The sequence below is a fragment of the Pseudomonas brassicae genome, assembly GCF_010671725.1.
Lineage (GTDB): Bacteria > Pseudomonadota > Gammaproteobacteria > Pseudomonadales > Pseudomonadaceae > Aquipseudomonas > Aquipseudomonas brassicae.
Genome location: NZ_JAAHBU010000216.1, coordinates 1 through 15,398, shown reverse-complemented (window position 1 = coordinate 15,398; position 15,398 = coordinate 1). Strand labels below are relative to the sequence as shown.

The following is a 15,398-nucleotide window of genomic DNA, read 5'->3' as shown; positions in this document are numbered from 1 at the left end:
AAAGGGCTGGCCGGCGGACTGGGCGCAACGTCACGCGGTCAAGGAAAAGCGTGAGCTGTTCCTGCTGGACAGCTTCGACGGGTTGCCCACGGCCGAGCACGATGCCGACCGCCACATGCCGCATGTGCAGTCCGGCTACTGGAACAGGGGCTCGGGCAAGGCGCTGGACCCTCATCAGTTGATGGGGCAGTGCGGGCAACACCTGCCTGCCGAGCGTGTGCGCATTCTCAAGGGGTGGTTCAGCGAGACGCTGCCGATGCTGCCCAAAGGATCGGTGTTTGGCCTGGTGCATATCGACTCGGACTTCTACCAGTCTGCCTTCGAAATTCTTGACTACCTGTTTGCCAACGACTGCTTCGCCGATGGCTGCCGGTTGTTCTTCGACGACTGGAACTGCAACCACGCCTCCAACAAGCTGGGCGAACGCCGGGCGTGGAAAGAGTGCGTGCAGAAGTACGCACCGGATTTCGATGATTGCGGTGATTACGGGCCGCTCGGCCACAAGTTCATCATCCACAAGGGCTAGCGGGCCTGCCCCCCTGGCCGGGCCAATACCCGGCCAGGGGGCGCTCATGGGCTACAGAAACTGCTCGGCAAAGTGGCACGCCACCTGCCGCGTCCCGACGGGCCTGAATGCCGGCTCTTCACTGGCACAGCGCTGCGTGGCATACGGGCACCGCTTGTGAAATGCGCACCCCGATGGCGGGCTCAGCGGGTTGGGCAATTCGCCCACGATCTTGATCTTGGGCTTGAGCGGGTCTGGGTGAATCGTCGGCGTGGCCGACAGCAACGCCTGGGTGTAGGGATGCAGCGGCTTGGCATAGATATCTTGCTTGGGGCCCATTTCCGCCGGACGCCCCAGGTACATCACCAGCACCTGATCGGCCACGTGGCGCACCACCGCGAGGTTGTGCGAGATGAATACGTAGGCGGTGTTGAACTGCTTCTGCAAGTCCATGAACAGGTTCAGCACCTGCGCCTGGATCGACACGTCCAGCGCCGAAGTCGGTTCGTCGGCCACCAGTACCTTGGGCTGCAGCATCATCGCCCGCGCCAGGGCAATGCGCTGGCGCTGGCCGCCCGAGAACATGTGCGGGTAGCGCTGGTAGTGCTCGGGCCGCAAGCCCACCTGCTGCATCATGGCCTGGACTTTCTCGCGGCGCTCGGCCTTTGACAGGCGGGTGTTGATCAACAGTGGCTCGGCCAGTTGATCACCGATCTTCTGGCGCGGGTTGAGCGAGGCATACGGGCTCTGGAACACCATCTGCACATCGCGGCGCAACTGCTTGCGCTGCTGCCTGCTGGCGCCGGTCACTTCCTGCCCGGCAATCTGCAGCGAACCGGAAGAGGGCTCCTCGATCAGGGTCAGGGCGCGTGCCAGGGTCGATTTGCCACAACCGGACTCACCCACCACGGCGAGGGTCTTGCCGGCCTCCAGCTCGAACGATACCCCATTGAGGGCGCGCACCAGGGCATGGCCCTTGAACAGGCCCAGCGAGATTTCGTAATGACGGGTCAGCTCACGTGCGCTCAGTACGACGCTCATCACGCCACCTCCTGGTTCAGCGGGTAGAAGCAACGCACCAGGCTGTGGGCCTGCCGGTCGAGTGTCGGACGCTTCTGGCGGCAACGTTCCTGGACATAGGGGCAGCGCGGCGACAGCAGGCAGCCGTGGGGCCGGTCATAACGCCCCGGCACGATGCCGGGCAAGGTCGCCAGGCGTTCGGCACCTGCGCTGTGCTCCGGGATCGCGGCCAGCAAGGCTTCGCTGTAGGGGTGCGCAGGCACCTCGAACAGGTCGGGCACCTGGCCCACCTCGACGGCCTGCCCGGCATACATCACGCATACGCGGCGCGCCGTCTCGGCGACCACCGCAAGGTCGTGGGTGATCAGGATCAGCGCCATGTCCTGCTCTTTCTGCAGGTTGAGCAGCAGCTCCATGATCTGCGCCTGGATGGTCACGTCCAGCGCGGTGGTCGGTTCGTCGGCAATCAGCAGCCTGGGCTCGCCGGCAATCGCCATGGCAATCGCCACGCGCTGGCTCATGCCGCCGGAGAGTTGGTGCGGGTAGGCATCGAGGCGGCTCTCGGGGGCCGGGATCTCGACTTTCTTCAGCAGCTCCAGGGCGCGTTGACGGGCGGCCTTGCCGCGCAGGCCGAGGTGCTGGCGCAGCACTTCCTCGATCTGGAAACCGACGGTATAGCTGGGGTTGAGCGCGGTCATGGGGTCCTGGAAGACCATGGCCATGTCCTTGCCGACTACCTTGCGCCGTTGCCGGCCGCTGAGCTTGAGCATGTCGTTGCCATTGAAGTTCAAGGTGTCGGCAGTGATGCGCCCGGGGGCATCGATCAGCCCCATCAGCGCCATCATGGTCACCGACTTGCCGAACCGGACTCGCCGACGATGGCCAGTACCTCGCCTTTTTCCACGCTGAGGTCGAGGCCGTCGACCACCGGTACCGCCGTGGCGTCGCCGAAGCGCACGCTCAGGTTGTTGATCTGTAGAAGTGACATGGGCGGATCCTCAGGCGGCATTCTTGAGTTTGGGGTCCAGCGCATCGCGCAGCCCGTCGCCCATCAGGTTGATTGCCAGCACGCTGAGCAAAATGGTCAGGCCGGGCAGGCTCACCACCCACCAGGCGCGTTCGATGTAGTCGCGGGCCGAGGCCAGCATGGTCCCCCACTCGGGGGTCGGCGGCTGTACGCCCAGGCCCAGGAAGCCCAGCGCCGCGGCGTCGAGGATTGCCGAGCTGAAGCTCAGGGTGGCCTGTACGATCAGCGGCGCCATGCAGTTGGGCAGCACGGTGACGAACATCAGGCGCGGCAGGCGCGCACCGGCCAGGCGAGCGGCGGTGACGTAGTCGCGGTTCAGCTCGCCCATCACGGCGGCGCGGGTCAGGCGCACATACGCTGGCAGCGACACGATGGCGATGGCGATCACGGTGTTGATCAGGCCAGGGCCGAGGATGGCCACGATCGCCACCGCCAGCAGCAGCGACGGCAGCGCCAGCATCACGTCCATCAGGCGCATGATCGAGGGGCCCAGCAGTCGCGGGAAGAAGCCGGCCAGCAGGCCCAGCAGCACGCCCGGGATCAGCGAGATCAGCACCGACGACAGGCCGATCAGCAACGACAGGCGCGAACCCTGGATCAGCCGCGAAAGCAGGTCGCGGCCCAACTCGTCGGTGCCCAGCAGGAACTGCCACTGGCCGCCTTCGAGCCACACCGGCGGGGTCAGCAGGAAGTCGCGGTACTGCTCGCTCGGGTTGTGCGGTGCCACCCAGGGGGCGAACAGCGCACAGAACACGATCAGGCACATGAACAACAGGCCGGCCACCGCACCCTTGTTACGTGCGAAGGCGGTCCAGAATTCCTTGTAGGGCGAGGGGTAGAGCAGGCTCTGGTCGAGCGCGGAGGCGTCGCCAGCAGCGGTTTTTGCAAGGGGAGTAGTCATGACGAAGGCCTCAGCGCTGATGACGGATGCGTGGGTTGGCCAGGCCGTAGAGAATGTCCACGACGAAGTTGACCAGGATCACCAGGCAGGCAATCAACAGGATGCCGTTCTGTACCACGGGGTAGTCACGGGCGCCGATGGCTTCGATCAGCCATTTGCCGATGCCCGGCCAGGAAAAGATGGTTTCGGTGAGCACTGCCCCGGCCAACAGCGTGCCGACCTGCAGGCCGAACACGGTCAGGACCGGGATCAGCGCATTGCGCAGACCATGCACGAACACCACCCGCACCGGCGACAGGCCCTTGGCACGGGCGGTACGGATATAGTCCTCGCGCAGCACTTCGAGCATCGAGGAGCGGGTCATGCGGGCGATCACCGCCAGCGGAATGGTGCCCAGCACGATCGCCGGCAGTATCAGGTGCATCAGCGCGTCCTTGAAGGCGCCTTCCTCGTCGCTGAGCAGGGTGTCTATCAGCATGAAGCCGGTTTTCGGCTCGATGTCGTAGAGCAGGTCGATGCGCCCCGACACCGGGGTCCAGCCCAGCCCCACGGAGAAGAACATGATCAGGATCAGGCCCCACCAGAAGATCGGCATCGAGTAGCCGGCCAGCGAGATGCCCATGACGCCGTGATCGAACAGTGAACCGCGCTTGAGCGCGGCGATCACCCCGGCCAGCAGGCCGACGATGCCGGCGAAGAACAGCGCCGCCAGGGCCAGTTCGAGTGTGGCCGGGAACAACGCGAGGAATTCGCTCCACACGCTTTCGCGGGTGCGCAGCGATTCGCCCAGGTCGCCCTGGGCCAGCTTGCCGACGTAATCCAGGTACTGTTCCGGCAACGGCTTGTTCAGCCCCAGCCGTTCCATGGCCTGGGCGTGCATCTCGGGGTCGACCCTGCGCTCGCCCATCATCACCTCCACCGGGTCACCGGGGATCAGACGTATGAGTGCAAACGTCAGCAGGGTGATACCGAAAAAGGACGGGATCAACAGGCCCAGACGCCGTGCAATAAAACTAAACATCGTGTGATGGTCCTCATCAGCCCTAAAGGCATGCCCGCGAGCACCCGGCTGGGTGCTGCGGGCGTTGTCGTTCTACTTCACCCGGGTGGTGGCGAAGTTGTTGTTGGTCATCGGGTTGATGACGTAGCCCTCGACGTTCTCACGCAGTGCGGTGAACATCCTGGGGTGCGCCATGCTGAGCCACGGTTGGTCCTCATCGTACACCGCCAGTGCCTGGACATAGAGCGCCGCGCGTTGATCGGGATCGACCAGCTGGCGGGCCTGGTCGATCAGTGCCTGGAATTTCTGATTGCACCAGCGCGCATAGTTCTCCCCATTCTGGGCTGCGGCGCAGCTCAGCAGCGGGGTCAGGAAGTTGTCCGGGTCGCCGTTGTCGCCGGCCCAGCCGGTGGACACCATGTCGGCCTCGCCGCGTTTGGCACGGCGCAGCATCTCGGCCCATTCCATCACGCGGATGTCCAGCCGAATGCCGATCTGGGCCAGGTCGGCCTGCAGCATTTCGGCGCTCAGGCGTGGGTTGGGGTTGGTCGGCCCCCCGCCGTTGCGGGTGAACAGGGTCAGTACCGCACCCTCGGGAACCCCCGCTTGCCGGAGCAGCGCGCGGGCCTTGTCGAGGTCGCGCGGCGGGTTCTGGTTGTGGCTGTTGTAGCCCATCATGGTCGGCGGGTAGGGGTTGACCGCCACCAGCGCGTTGCCTTTGCCGAACAGCTGGTCGACGTGGTGCTGGCGGTCGAAGGCCAGGCTGATGGCCTTGCGCACGCGTACGTCGCTGAGGTACTTGTGCTGGGTATTGAGCGCAATGTAGCCGGTGGTCAGGGCTTCGACCTCGGCCACCTTCAGGCGCGGATCGGCCTTGATCGCCGGCACGTCGTCGGGCTTGGGGTACAGCGCCACCTGGCATTCGTTGGCGCGCAGCTTTTGCAGGCGCACGTTGTTGTCGCTGGTGATGGCGAAGATCAGCGCATCGCTCGGCGGCTTGCCGCGAAAGTAGTCCGGGTTGGGCTTGTAGCGTACCTGGGCGTCCTTGTTGTAGCGCTGGAAGATGAACGGGCCGGTGCCTACCGGCTTGCTGTTGAGGTCGGCGGTGGTGCCGGCCTTGAGCAACTGGTCGGCGTACTCGGCAGAGTAGATCGAGGTGAAGGCCATGGCCAGGTCGCGCAGGAACGGTGCCTCGGGGCGCGTGAGGCGGAACACCACGGTGTGCGGGTCGGTCTTTTCCACGGCCTTGAGCAGGTGCTGGAACGCCATGCTTTCGAAGTAGGGGAAGCCGATGCTGGTCTTGTCATGCCACGGGTGGGCAGGGTCGAGCTGGCGCTGGAAGCTCCACAGTACATCGTCGGCATTCAGCTCGCGGGTGGGGGTGAAGTACTCGGTGGTGTGGAACCTGACGCCCTTGCGCAGGTGGAAGGTGTAGGTCAGGCCGTCGGCGCTGATTTCCCAGCGTTCGGCCAGGGCCGGCTGGATCTCGGTGGTGCCGGGCTTGAAGTCGACCAGGCGGTTGAACAGGGTTTCGGCGGCGGCATCGGCGGTGACGGCGGTGGTGTACTGCACGATATCGAAGCCTTCGGGGCTGGCTTCGGTGCACACCACCAGCGGCTTGGCCGACAGGCCTGCCGCGGCGCTCAACAGGACGGCTGCCAGGGCAGCCCGTAGGGTTAACTGTTTCATGACACTTCCCTGCATTCGATTAAACCAGCGTAGCCACCACGACCGATTCGGCGAATCGGCCGTGGTGTGGCGCCCTAGAGGATGTTGAACGGTATGGTGGTGACGACGCGGAATTCGTCCAGGCTGCCGTCGCCCTGCAGTTTGCTGGCGCGGTGGGTGGTGTAGGTGGCGCGCACGCTGCTGTCCTTGAGCGCACCGCTCTGCACCGCGTAGCTGGTGCCGATGCCCCACTCGTAGTGGTTTTCACCGTCGAGGTTCTTCACGTCATAGCCGCTGCCCTTGTAGTGAGTGCCGTCGATACCCCAGCCGCGGGCGTTGTACAGGTTGAACTTGAGCCCCGGCACGCCGAAGGGCGCCATGTTCAGCACATAGCCGACCTGCAGCGACTTTTCGTTGGGGCCGTTGAAGTCCGACAGCAGCGAGTTGGCCAGGAAGATGGCGTTGGTGTCGTGCAGGTAGTCGAAGTATTCGTTGCCGTTGACCTGCTGGTAGGCCAGCGACAGGGTGTGCGCCTGATGGGTCAGGCCGAACGACAGGCTGAAGGTGTCGTTGTCGATTGCCCCCAGCTTGCTTTTGCCCTCGTCGCGGGTCTTGTAGTAGTTGAACCCGGTGGTGAGGCCGAGCACGGCGTTGTCGCCCAGTGCATGGCTGGCCCCGAAATAGTACTGGTTCCACAGGTCCTCGACCTTGGACACGTACAGGCTGGTGGTCAGGCTCTTGAGCGGCTGGTAGTTGACCCCGGCCATGCTCACGCGGTCGGTGAACTGGCTGGCATCACCGTACTCGGAGCGGAATTTGCTCTGCCCCTGCTCGGTACGCATCGAGACGCGATCGAAGCTGCCGGCATCGAAACTCAGGTTGTCGAACTCGGCGCTGTGCAGGCTCACCCCCTGGAAACTGGAGGGCAGGGCGCGGTTGCCGATGTAGGCGATCACCGGGGTATCGATGGACTGCCGACCGGCGGTGAGGGTGGTGTTGGATACCCGCGCCTTGAGGTTGGCCAGGCCGATCTTGCTCCACTGGTCGATGACCTCGCCGTCGCTGTGGGTCAGGGTGCGGTTGTTCGGCCCCGCCACCGTGGCCCGGCCACGTTCCAGGGCGATGGCGTTGTACATTGCCACCTCGGTGCTCAGGCCCACGGTGCCCTGGGTAAAGCCGGAGGTGTAGTTGAGGATCGAGCCCTGCACCCAGTTGCTGCGCCGATCGGTCGGATGACGGCTGCCGTCGCTTTTGCTGTACGACCACAACGGCCCGCGCCTGGCCCGTTCACGGGCATACCAGTTGCGCGTCGAGCCCGACAGGCTGTGGCCGTCGATGAAGCCGCTGGCCTGGTCCTGGGCGCTGGTGTCGCTCAGGGTGAGGGGGATGAAGTCCTGGCTGGCGGGGTCGGCGTGGGCCATGGCGCTCAGCCCGCCGAGGGTAAGGGCGAGTAGCAGGTGTTTGTTGGGGGTCAAGGTGGACGCTCCTGTTGGCTGTTTTTGTTGGCGCGCCAGGCCTCGTGAGCCTGGCGGATGCTGCGGTGGAACCTGGTTTCGCGTGGGCAGGGGCGCGGGCTCAGTCGATGCTCACGCCGCTGAAACTGTTGCGCCCGAACGGGCTGACCTTGAAGCCGTGGACCCGGGTGCTCAGCGGCTGGTGCACGGTGGAATGCGCAATCGGGGTGATCGGTACCTGCTGCTTCATGCGCTGCTGGGCCTGCTGGTACAGCGCAGAACGTGCGGCTGGGTCGGTCAGGCGCTTGGCCTGCTGCACCAGGGCGTCGTACTCGCGGTCGCACCACATCGAGACGTTGTTGCTGCCGATTGCCGCGCAGCTGTAGAGGGTGCCGAGCCAGTTGTCGGGGTCACCGTTGTCGCCGGTCCAGCCCAGCAGCATCACGTCGTGCTCGCCGTTCTTGGTGCGCTTGATGTACTCGCCCCACTCGTAGCTGACGATCTTCACGTCCAGCCCGACCTTGCCCCAGTCGGCCTGGAGCATTTCGGCCATCAGCTTGGCGTTGGGGTTGTAGGGGCGCTGCACCGGCATGGCCCACAGGGTGATGCGGGTGCCGGGTTTGACCCCGGCTGCGGCAAGCAGCGCGCGGGCCTTGTCGGGGTCGTAGGCGGCGTCCTGGATGCGGCTGTCGTAGGACCACTGGGTGGGCGGCATGAAGTTGACCGCCAGTTGCCCGGCCTGCTGGTACACGGCCTTGACGATGGCTGCCTTGTTCACGGCCATGTCCATGGCCTGGCGCACCTGCAACTGGTCGAACGGCTTGTGCTGCACGTTGTAGGCGATGTAGCCGAGGTTGAAACCGGGTTGTTCGAGCATCTGCACGGCCGGATCGCTGGCCAGCGCCGAGAGGTCGGCGGGGCGTGGGTTGACCGTGGCCTGGCATTCACCCTTGCGCAGCTTCTGCACGCGTACCGAGGCGTCGGTATTGATCGAAAAGATCAGCTGGTCGAGCTGTACCTGGCTCGGGTCCCAGTAGTCGGGGTTGGCGCGGTAGCGGATCTGCGCGTCCTTCTGGTAGCGCTGGAACACGAAGGGGCCGGTGCCGATGGGTTTCTGGTTGAAGTCGCTGGGGCGCCCGGCGGCCATCAACTGCTCGGCGTATTCGGCCGACACGATCGAGGCGAAGTTCATCGCCAGGTTCTGGATGAACGCGGCATCGACCTGGTTGAGGCTGAACACCACCGTCAGCGGGTCGGTCTTGTCGACCCGGTTGATGTTCTGGTCCAGGTCCATGCTGACGAAATAGGGGAACTCGGTGGGGTAGGCGAGGCGAAACGGATGCTGCTTGTCGAGCATGCGGCGGAAGGTGAACAGCACGTCGTCTGCATTGAAGGTGCGGGTGGGGGTAAACGCCTGGTTGGCGTGGAACTTGACCCCATCGCGCAGATGGAAGGTGTAGGTCAGGCCGTCGGCGGAGACCTCCCAGTGTGTGGCCAGGGCCGGCTCTACCTCGGTGGAGCCGCGCTTGAAGCCGACCAGCCCGTTGTACAGCGGCTCGGCGGCGTCGCCTTCGATGGAGGTGGTGTACTGGGCGATGTCGAAGCCACCAGGGCTGCCTTCGGAGCAGAACACCAGGGTGCCCTTGGCCAGCACGGCCGGGCCATGGGCCAGTGCCCCCAGGCCCAGCAGTGCGGCGAAAACCGGAAAAATACGCATGCGGTCCCATTCCTTTGTTGTTGTATGAGGCGTGGGTGCGTGCAACGAGAATCTTGCTGCCAGCACAACCACGCGCTCCACGGTAGGGACGTGGGCGGTATGCGAGGAGGTAAGGAAGTGGGTGCGTTACGTGGGAAAAATCTGGGAGTGATGTCGTAGATTTCGAGCGATTTCAGCTTCCCACGGGCACCGAAGGGTTCGGCACCCGCAGGGGCGGGCTAAACATCGTGTTCCGGGTTACTGGCTGATGCCTACGCCATAGAAGGCGTTCAGCGCGAAGGGACTGATCTTGAAGTCCTGCACGTTCTTGCGCATCGGCTGGTAGACCGTCGAGTGGGCGATCGGGGTGATCGGTACCTGTGCCTTGATAATGTGCTGGGCCTGCTTGTATAGCTCGGTGCGCTTGCCCTGGTCGGTGGTGGCCTTGGCCTGCCTGATCAGGGCGTCGTACGCGGGGTCGCACCACTTGGAGAAGTTGTTGCCCTCGACCGCATCGCAGCTGTACAGGGTGCCGAGCCAGTTGTCGGGGTCGCCGTTGTCGCCGCTCCAGCCAATCAGCATGGCGCCATTCTCGCCCGCCTTGGCGCGCTTGATGTACTCGCCCCATTCATAGCTGACGATCTTGCCTTGATGCCGATTGCCGCCCAGTCGGCCTGCAGCATCTCGGCCATCAGCTTGGCATTGGGGTTGTACGGGCGTTGCACCGGCATGGCCCACAGGGTGATCTCGGTGCCGTCCCTGACCCCGGCTTCCTTGAGCAGCGCCTTGGCTTTTTCGGGGTCGAAGGGCGGGTCCTGGATACTGTCGTCGTAGGACCACTGGGTGGGCGGCATGGCATTCACGGCTTTCTGCCCGGCGCCCTGGTACACCGAGTCGATGATTTGCTGCTTGTTCACCGCCATGTCCAGCGCCTGGCGCACCTTGAGCTGGGCCAGGGGGTTGGGCTGGGTGCTGCCTTTGATGCTGGGCATCACGTTGTAGGCGATGTAGCCCAGGTTGAAGCCGGCCTGGTGCGGCATGTTCAGGGCAGGGTCCGCCTCCAGCGTCTTGAGGTCGGCGGGGCGCGGGAACAGGGTCACCTGGCATTCGTTCTTCTTGAGCTTCTGCATGCGTACCGAGGCATCGGTGGTGATGGCGAAGATCAGGTTGTCGATCTTCACGTCCTCGGGTTGCCAATAGTCCTTGTTGCCCTTGTAACGGATCTGCGCGTCCTTCTGGTACTTGCTGAACACGAACGGGCCGGTGCCGATCGGCTTCTGGTTGATGTCGGCCGGCTTGCCCTGGCGCAGCAGTTGCGCCGCGTATTCGGCGGACTGGATCGAGGCGAAACTCATGGCGATGTTCTGGATGAAGGCGGCATCGACGCTGGCCAGGGTGAACCTGACGGTGTGCTCGTCGAGCTTCTCGATCCGGCTGATGTTCTTGTCCATGCCCATGTCGGTGAAGTAGGGGAACTCGGTGGGGTAGGCCTTGCGAAACGGCATGTCCTTGTCGAGCATGCGGTTGAAGGTGAACAGGACGTCGTCGGCGTTGAATGGGCGGGTCGGGGTGAAATAGTCGGTGCTGTGGAACTTGACCCCTTCGCGCAGGTGGAAGGTGTAGTTCAGGCCGTCCTCGCTGATGTCCCAGTGCGTGGCCAGGCCCGGGATCACCGCGGTGCCGCCGCGTTCGAACTGGGCCAGGCGGTTGAAGATCGGCTCGGCCGAGGCGTCGAAGTCGTGCCGGTGGTGTATTGGCCCGGGTCGAACCCGGCCGGGCTGCCTTCGGAGCAGAACACCAGGTTGTTGGCCGCGTGAGCGACGGGGGCGCTGGCCAGCAGGCCGGCACCGAGCATGAAGGGAACGAGTGCGTGTTTGAGCATGGTGGCCTCATTGTTGTCGTTCGAGTGCCGGGCGCCTGAGGGCGCGCACGGCGTAGGCAGAGGCTGGCCTGACGGCCAGCGCGACACTCAAACCATAGCTGACAGCAAACGAGGCGTTGCCCGGCGGCCGCAACCACCGGGCAACGGTGGGTCGATCAGGGCATCAGCACTTCGATGGTGCCATCGGCGCTGATGCTGACCTGGCTGGTACCGGCTTCGACTTCCGGGCTGGGCGCCGCTTCGGCGTCCATGCTGGCTTTCATCATCATCGCGCCACGGGCGTACGGGTGCGGGTAACCGCTGCTGTTGAGGTTCAGGTTGACCACTTTGTAGCCCTTGCCGCCGAGGGCCTCGGTGGTCAGTTGGGCGCGCGCCTTGAACGCGTCGATGGCGTCCTTGAGCAGCGCGTCTTCACTGGTTTTACGGGTGGTCGGGGCGATGGCGAAATCCATGCCGCCCATTTTCAGTTCCTGCAGCAGCTCACCGGTGAGCTTGGACAGCGCCGGGAAGTTCGCGCTTTCCAGGCGCAGCTCGGCACGTTCGCGCCAGCCGGTGATCTTCTGGGTCTTGTTGTCGTAGATCGGGTAGCTGTTGCGGCTGTCCTGGCTGAGCTTGATGTCCTTGACCGCGCGGGCCTTTTCCAGGGCCTTGTTCATGCTGGTGGTGATGTCGTTGGCCAGCTTGGCCGGGTCGCTGTTCTGCGCTTCGGTGTAGAGGGTCACCACCATCAGGTCGCGGGCGACTTCCTTGCTGACTTCGGCGCGCAGCGAGACCTGGTTGTAGCGGGGCTCGTCGGCCAGGGCCGGGAGGCTGGCCAGCAGGCCGGCGGCCAGGACCAGGGTGGCGCTGCTGCGGGAAGGGCTGTGCATGTGGAGCTCCTTGAAGTTGAGGCATAGCATCGTGGTTCCTGCTACGCAGACCCCATCTGACAGTGCGCACGCGGCAGAGGTTCAAAAAGCCATCATGCCTTGAATGCACCTGTGGCGCTTTGCCGCATTGCTGCAGTGGGGGGCACAGCTTGGGTATACTCGGCACGATTCGCCTGGAGCGCTCATCAGGAGAGCTCATGCTCGCCCCCGTACCCATGTTGTCCGCCACGCGTCAGAACCTTTGGCGCCTGACCTTTATCCGCACCCTGGTGCTGGCCGCCCAGGCCGGTTCGGTGGCGGTCGCCTACTGGACCGAGCTGCTACCGCTGCCGTGGCTGGCGCTGAGCATCACCCTGGCGTTCTCCATGGTGCTGTGCGTGCTGACGGCCATCCGGCTGCGCACCTCGCTGCCGGTCACCGAGCTGGAATATGCGGTGCAACTGGCCTGCGACCTGCTGATCCACAGTGCATTGCTGTATTTTTCAGGGGGCTCGACCAATCCCTTCGTGTCCTATTACCTGGTGCCGCTGGCGATTGCCGCGGTGACCCTGCCGTGGCTGTACTCGCTGATCCTGTCGGGCATCGCGCTGGTGGCCTACACCTTGCTGCTGGTGCAGTACTTCCCGCTCGAAACCTTCCCCATGGCCCGCGAGAAGATGCAGATCTACGGCATGTGGCTGAGTTTTGCCCTGGCCGCCGGGGTAATCACCTTCTTTGCCGCCAAGATGGCCGAAGAGCTGCGTCGTCAGCAGCAGTTCCAGGCCCAGCGCCGCGAAGAAGGCCTGCGCGACCAGCAACTGCTGGCCGTGGCCACCCAGGCGGCGGGCGCCGCTCACGAACTGGGCACGCCGCTGGCGACCATGAGCGTGCTGATCAAGGAAATGCGCCAGGACCACACCGACCCGCTGCTGCAGGAAGACCTTGAAGTGCTGCAGGAGCAGGTCAAGCAGTGCAAGCACACCTTGCAGCAACTGGTGCGCGCCGCCGAGGCCAACCGGCGCATGGCGGTCGAAGACCAGGAAGCCAGCTTCTGGCTGGACGAGGCGCTCAACCGCTGGCACCTGATGCGCCCCGAAGCCAGCTACCGCTTCCAGCGCCTGGGCCAGGGCAGTGTGCCGCGCCTGGCGCCGCCACCGGACCTGACCCAGGCCCTGTTGAACCTGCTGAACAACGCCGCCGACGCCTGCCCGGACGGGCTTGAAGTGCGCCTGGACTGGGACGCCGCCGATATCGTGATCAGCATTCGCGACCACGGTCCCGGCGTACCGGTGGCCATCGCCGAACAGATCGGCAAACCCTTCTTTACGACCAAGGGCAAAGGCTTCGGCCTGGGCCTGTTCTTGAGCAAGGCCAGCGTGACCCGTGCTGGCGGCTCGGTAAAACTCTATAGTCATGAGCAAGGCGGTACGCTCACCGAGCTGCGCCTGCCGCGTGACGCGCGAGGAGACGTGTGATGAGTGATGAGATCCAGGTTGAAGGCGAAGAACTGCCGCACCTGCTGCTGGTAGATGACGACGCCACGTTTACCCGGGTGATGGCCCGGGCCATGAGCCGCCGCGGTTTTCGCGTGAGCACGGCAGGCTCTGCCGAAGAAGGCTTGAGCATTGCGCAGGCGGACGTGCCGGACTACGCCACGCTCGACCTGAAGATGGAAGGCGACTCGGGCCTGGTGCTGCTGCCCAAGCTGCTGGAGCTGGACCCGGAGATGCGCGTGGTGATCCTCACCGGCTATTCGAGCATCGCCACCGCAGTCGAGGCGATCAAGCGCGGTGCCTGCAATTACCTGTGCAAACCGGCCGATGCCGATGACGTGCTGGCGGCGCTGGCGTCGGAGCATGCCGACCTGGATACGCTGGTGCCGGAAAACCCCATGTCGGTGGACCGCCTGCAGTGGGAGCACATCCAGCGTGTGCTGACCGAGCATGAAGGCAACATCTCCGCCACGGCGCGGGCGTTGGGCATGCACCGACGCACCTTGCAGCGCAAATTGCAGAAGCGCCCGGTTCGGCGCTGAGCCTCAGGGCCCCTTCGCGGGCAAGCCAGATCCCACATGGGTTTCAGTGCTCTTGAGTCATGCGCTGTACCTGTGGGGCTGGCTTACCAGCGAAGGGCTGCAACGCAGCCCACCACTTGGCTTATGATTAGCTCCCTAACGACGCCGACGGGACCGCCTGCATGCTCGCCCTCTTTATCCAGACCCTGAACATCACCGCACCTGTGTTCGCGATGATGTTCATGGGCGTGCTGCTGCGCCGCATCAATGCCATCAACGACAGCTTCATCCAGACCGCCTCGGCGCTGGTGTTCAACGTCTGCATGCCGGCGCTGTTGTTCCTGGGCATCTACCACGCCGACCTGGAAGCCGCCGCCAAGCCCGGCCTGCTGTTGTACTTCACCCTCGCCACCCTGGTCAGCTTCGGCCTGGCCTGGCTGATTGCGATCTGGCGCTGCCCGCGCGAAGACCGTGGCATCTATGCGCAGGGCGGCTTTCGCGGCAACAACGCGGTCATCGGCCTGGCCCTGGCGGCGAGCCTGTATGGCGACCACGGCATTTCCATCGGCGCGGTGCTGGCGGGGCTGGTGATCCTGCTCTACAACTCGCTGTCGGCGGTGGTGCTGGCGGTGTACAGCCCCACCATCAAGTCCGACCCCTGGAGCATCCTCAAGAGCATCCTGCGCAACCCGCTGATTATCAGCGTGCTGGTGGCCGGTGTGCTCGCCTACGCCAAGGTCGGGTTGCCCAACTGGCTGCTGACCTCCGGTGATTACCTGGCGCAGATGACCCTGCCGCTGGCGCTGATCTGCATCGGCGGCACCCTGTCGCTGGCCTCGCTGCGCGCCAGTGGTGGCCTGGCGCTGAGCGCGAGCCTGGTGAAGATGGTGTGGCTGCCGATAGCGGGCACCCTCGGCGCCTGGCTGTGTGGTTTTCGCGGTGCCGAGCTGGGGGTGCTGTTCCTGTACATCGCCAGCCCTACAGCGGCGTCCAGCTACGTGATGGCCCGTGCAGCCAACGCAAATCATCAACTCGCCGCCTCGATCATCGTAATTACCACGCTGATGGCCGCAGTAACGACGAACATCGGCATATTTCTCTTGCAGTGGGGCGGCTGGATCTAGATCCTGTCGCCCACAACATCCAAAACTGCCTCTCCTGTCCGAGGACACTTCATGCAAGACCAAGCCACGCCGGAGCGTTTGCAACGCGGCCTGAAGAACCGTCATATCCAGTTGATCGCGCTGGGTGGCGCGATCGGCACCGGGTTGTTCCTGGGCATCGCGCAGACCATCCAGATGGCAGGCCCGGCCGTGCTGCTGGGCTACGCGATTGCCGGCCTGATGGCCTTTTTCATCATGCGCAGCTGGGCGAGATGGTCGT

At 64.4% G+C, this 15,398-nt stretch carries 11 protein-coding genes and 3 pseudogenes; 5 read left to right on the top strand and 9 right to left on the bottom strand.

The window, feature by feature from the left end:
- Positions 1 to 526, top strand: a 526-nt coding sequence (locus tag G3436_RS15640) for a TylF/MycF family methyltransferase (protein WP_243667170.1), incomplete at its 5' end; no start/stop codon positions are given.
- 51 nt (positions 527 to 577) lie between these two features.
- Here G3436_RS15640 and G3436_RS15635 read toward each other — a convergent pair.
- The 9 genes and pseudogenes from G3436_RS15635 to G3436_RS15595 form a co-directional block, all read right to left on the bottom strand.
- Positions 578 to 1,546 carry a peptide ABC transporter ATP-binding protein gene (locus G3436_RS15635; RefSeq protein ID WP_163946564.1) on the bottom strand — a complete coding sequence of 323 codons (969 nt, stop codon included), beginning with the start codon at positions 1,544 to 1,546 and terminating at the stop codon, positions 578 to 580.
- A pseudogene (locus G3436_RS15630) lies at positions 1,546 to 2,513 on the bottom strand (ABC transporter ATP-binding protein). The gene G3436_RS15635 and the pseudogene G3436_RS15630 overlap by 1 nt, the downstream one beginning before the upstream one ends.
- Before the next feature lie 10 nt (positions 2,514 to 2,523).
- Positions 2,524 to 3,453, bottom strand: a complete 930-nt coding sequence (locus G3436_RS15625) for an ABC transporter permease subunit (RefSeq protein WP_163946561.1) — start codon at positions 3,451 to 3,453, stop codon at positions 2,524 to 2,526.
- A 10-nt stretch (positions 3,454 to 3,463) separates the two neighbouring features.
- Entirely contained in the window at positions 3,464 to 4,474 is a 1,011-nt protein-coding gene (locus tag G3436_RS15620; protein ID WP_163946558.1) for an ABC transporter permease subunit, read from the bottom strand.
- 72 nt (positions 4,475 to 4,546) lie between these two features.
- The gene (locus tag G3436_RS15615; protein ID WP_163946556.1) at positions 4,547 to 6,142 is read right to left on the bottom strand and encodes an ABC transporter substrate-binding protein; all 1,596 of its coding nucleotides are present in this window, start codon (positions 6,140 to 6,142) and stop codon (positions 4,547 to 4,549) included.
- A 74-nt stretch (positions 6,143 to 6,216) separates the two neighbouring features.
- A complete protein-coding gene (locus G3436_RS15610) occupies positions 6,217 to 7,542 on the bottom strand; it encodes an OprD family porin (protein WP_163946567.1) in 1,326 nt (441 codons plus the stop codon).
- A 154-nt stretch (positions 7,543 to 7,696) separates the two neighbouring features.
- The gene (locus G3436_RS15605; protein ID WP_163946553.1) at positions 7,697 to 9,292 is read right to left on the bottom strand and encodes an ABC transporter substrate-binding protein; all 1,596 of its coding nucleotides are present in this window, start codon (positions 9,290 to 9,292) and stop codon (positions 7,697 to 7,699) included.
- 237 nt (positions 9,293 to 9,529) lie between these two features.
- A pseudogene (locus G3436_RS15600) lies at positions 9,530 to 11,153 on the bottom strand (ABC transporter substrate-binding protein).
- A 155-nt stretch (positions 11,154 to 11,308) separates the two neighbouring features.
- Positions 11,309 to 12,022, bottom strand: a complete 714-nt coding sequence (locus G3436_RS15595) for an SIMPL domain-containing protein (RefSeq protein WP_163946550.1) — start codon at positions 12,020 to 12,022, stop codon at positions 11,309 to 11,311.
- Positions 12,023 to 12,219: 197 nt separating this feature from the next.
- Here G3436_RS15595 and G3436_RS15590 point away from each other — a divergent pair, with 197 nt between their 5' ends.
- The 4 genes and pseudogenes from G3436_RS15590 to G3436_RS15575 form a co-directional block, all read left to right on the top strand.
- The gene (locus tag G3436_RS15590; protein ID WP_163946548.1) at positions 12,220 to 13,476 is read left to right on the top strand and encodes an ATP-binding protein; all 1,257 of its coding nucleotides are present in this window, start codon (positions 12,220 to 12,222) and stop codon (positions 13,474 to 13,476) included.
- Positions 13,476 to 14,036: a response regulator transcription factor gene (locus tag G3436_RS15585; protein WP_163946545.1), complete on the top strand. Its 561-nt coding sequence runs from the start codon at positions 13,476 to 13,478 to the stop codon at positions 14,034 to 14,036. Before G3436_RS15590 ends, G3436_RS15585 begins: the two co-directional genes overlap by 1 nt.
- 161 nt (positions 14,037 to 14,197) lie before the next feature.
- Positions 14,198 to 15,139: an AEC family transporter gene (locus tag G3436_RS15580; protein WP_163946542.1), complete on the top strand. Its 942-nt coding sequence runs from the start codon at positions 14,198 to 14,200 to the stop codon at positions 15,137 to 15,139.
- A 51-nt stretch (positions 15,140 to 15,190) separates the two neighbouring features.
- Positions 15,191 to 15,398 (top strand): annotated as a pseudogene (locus tag G3436_RS15575) (amino acid permease); the annotation flags it as partial.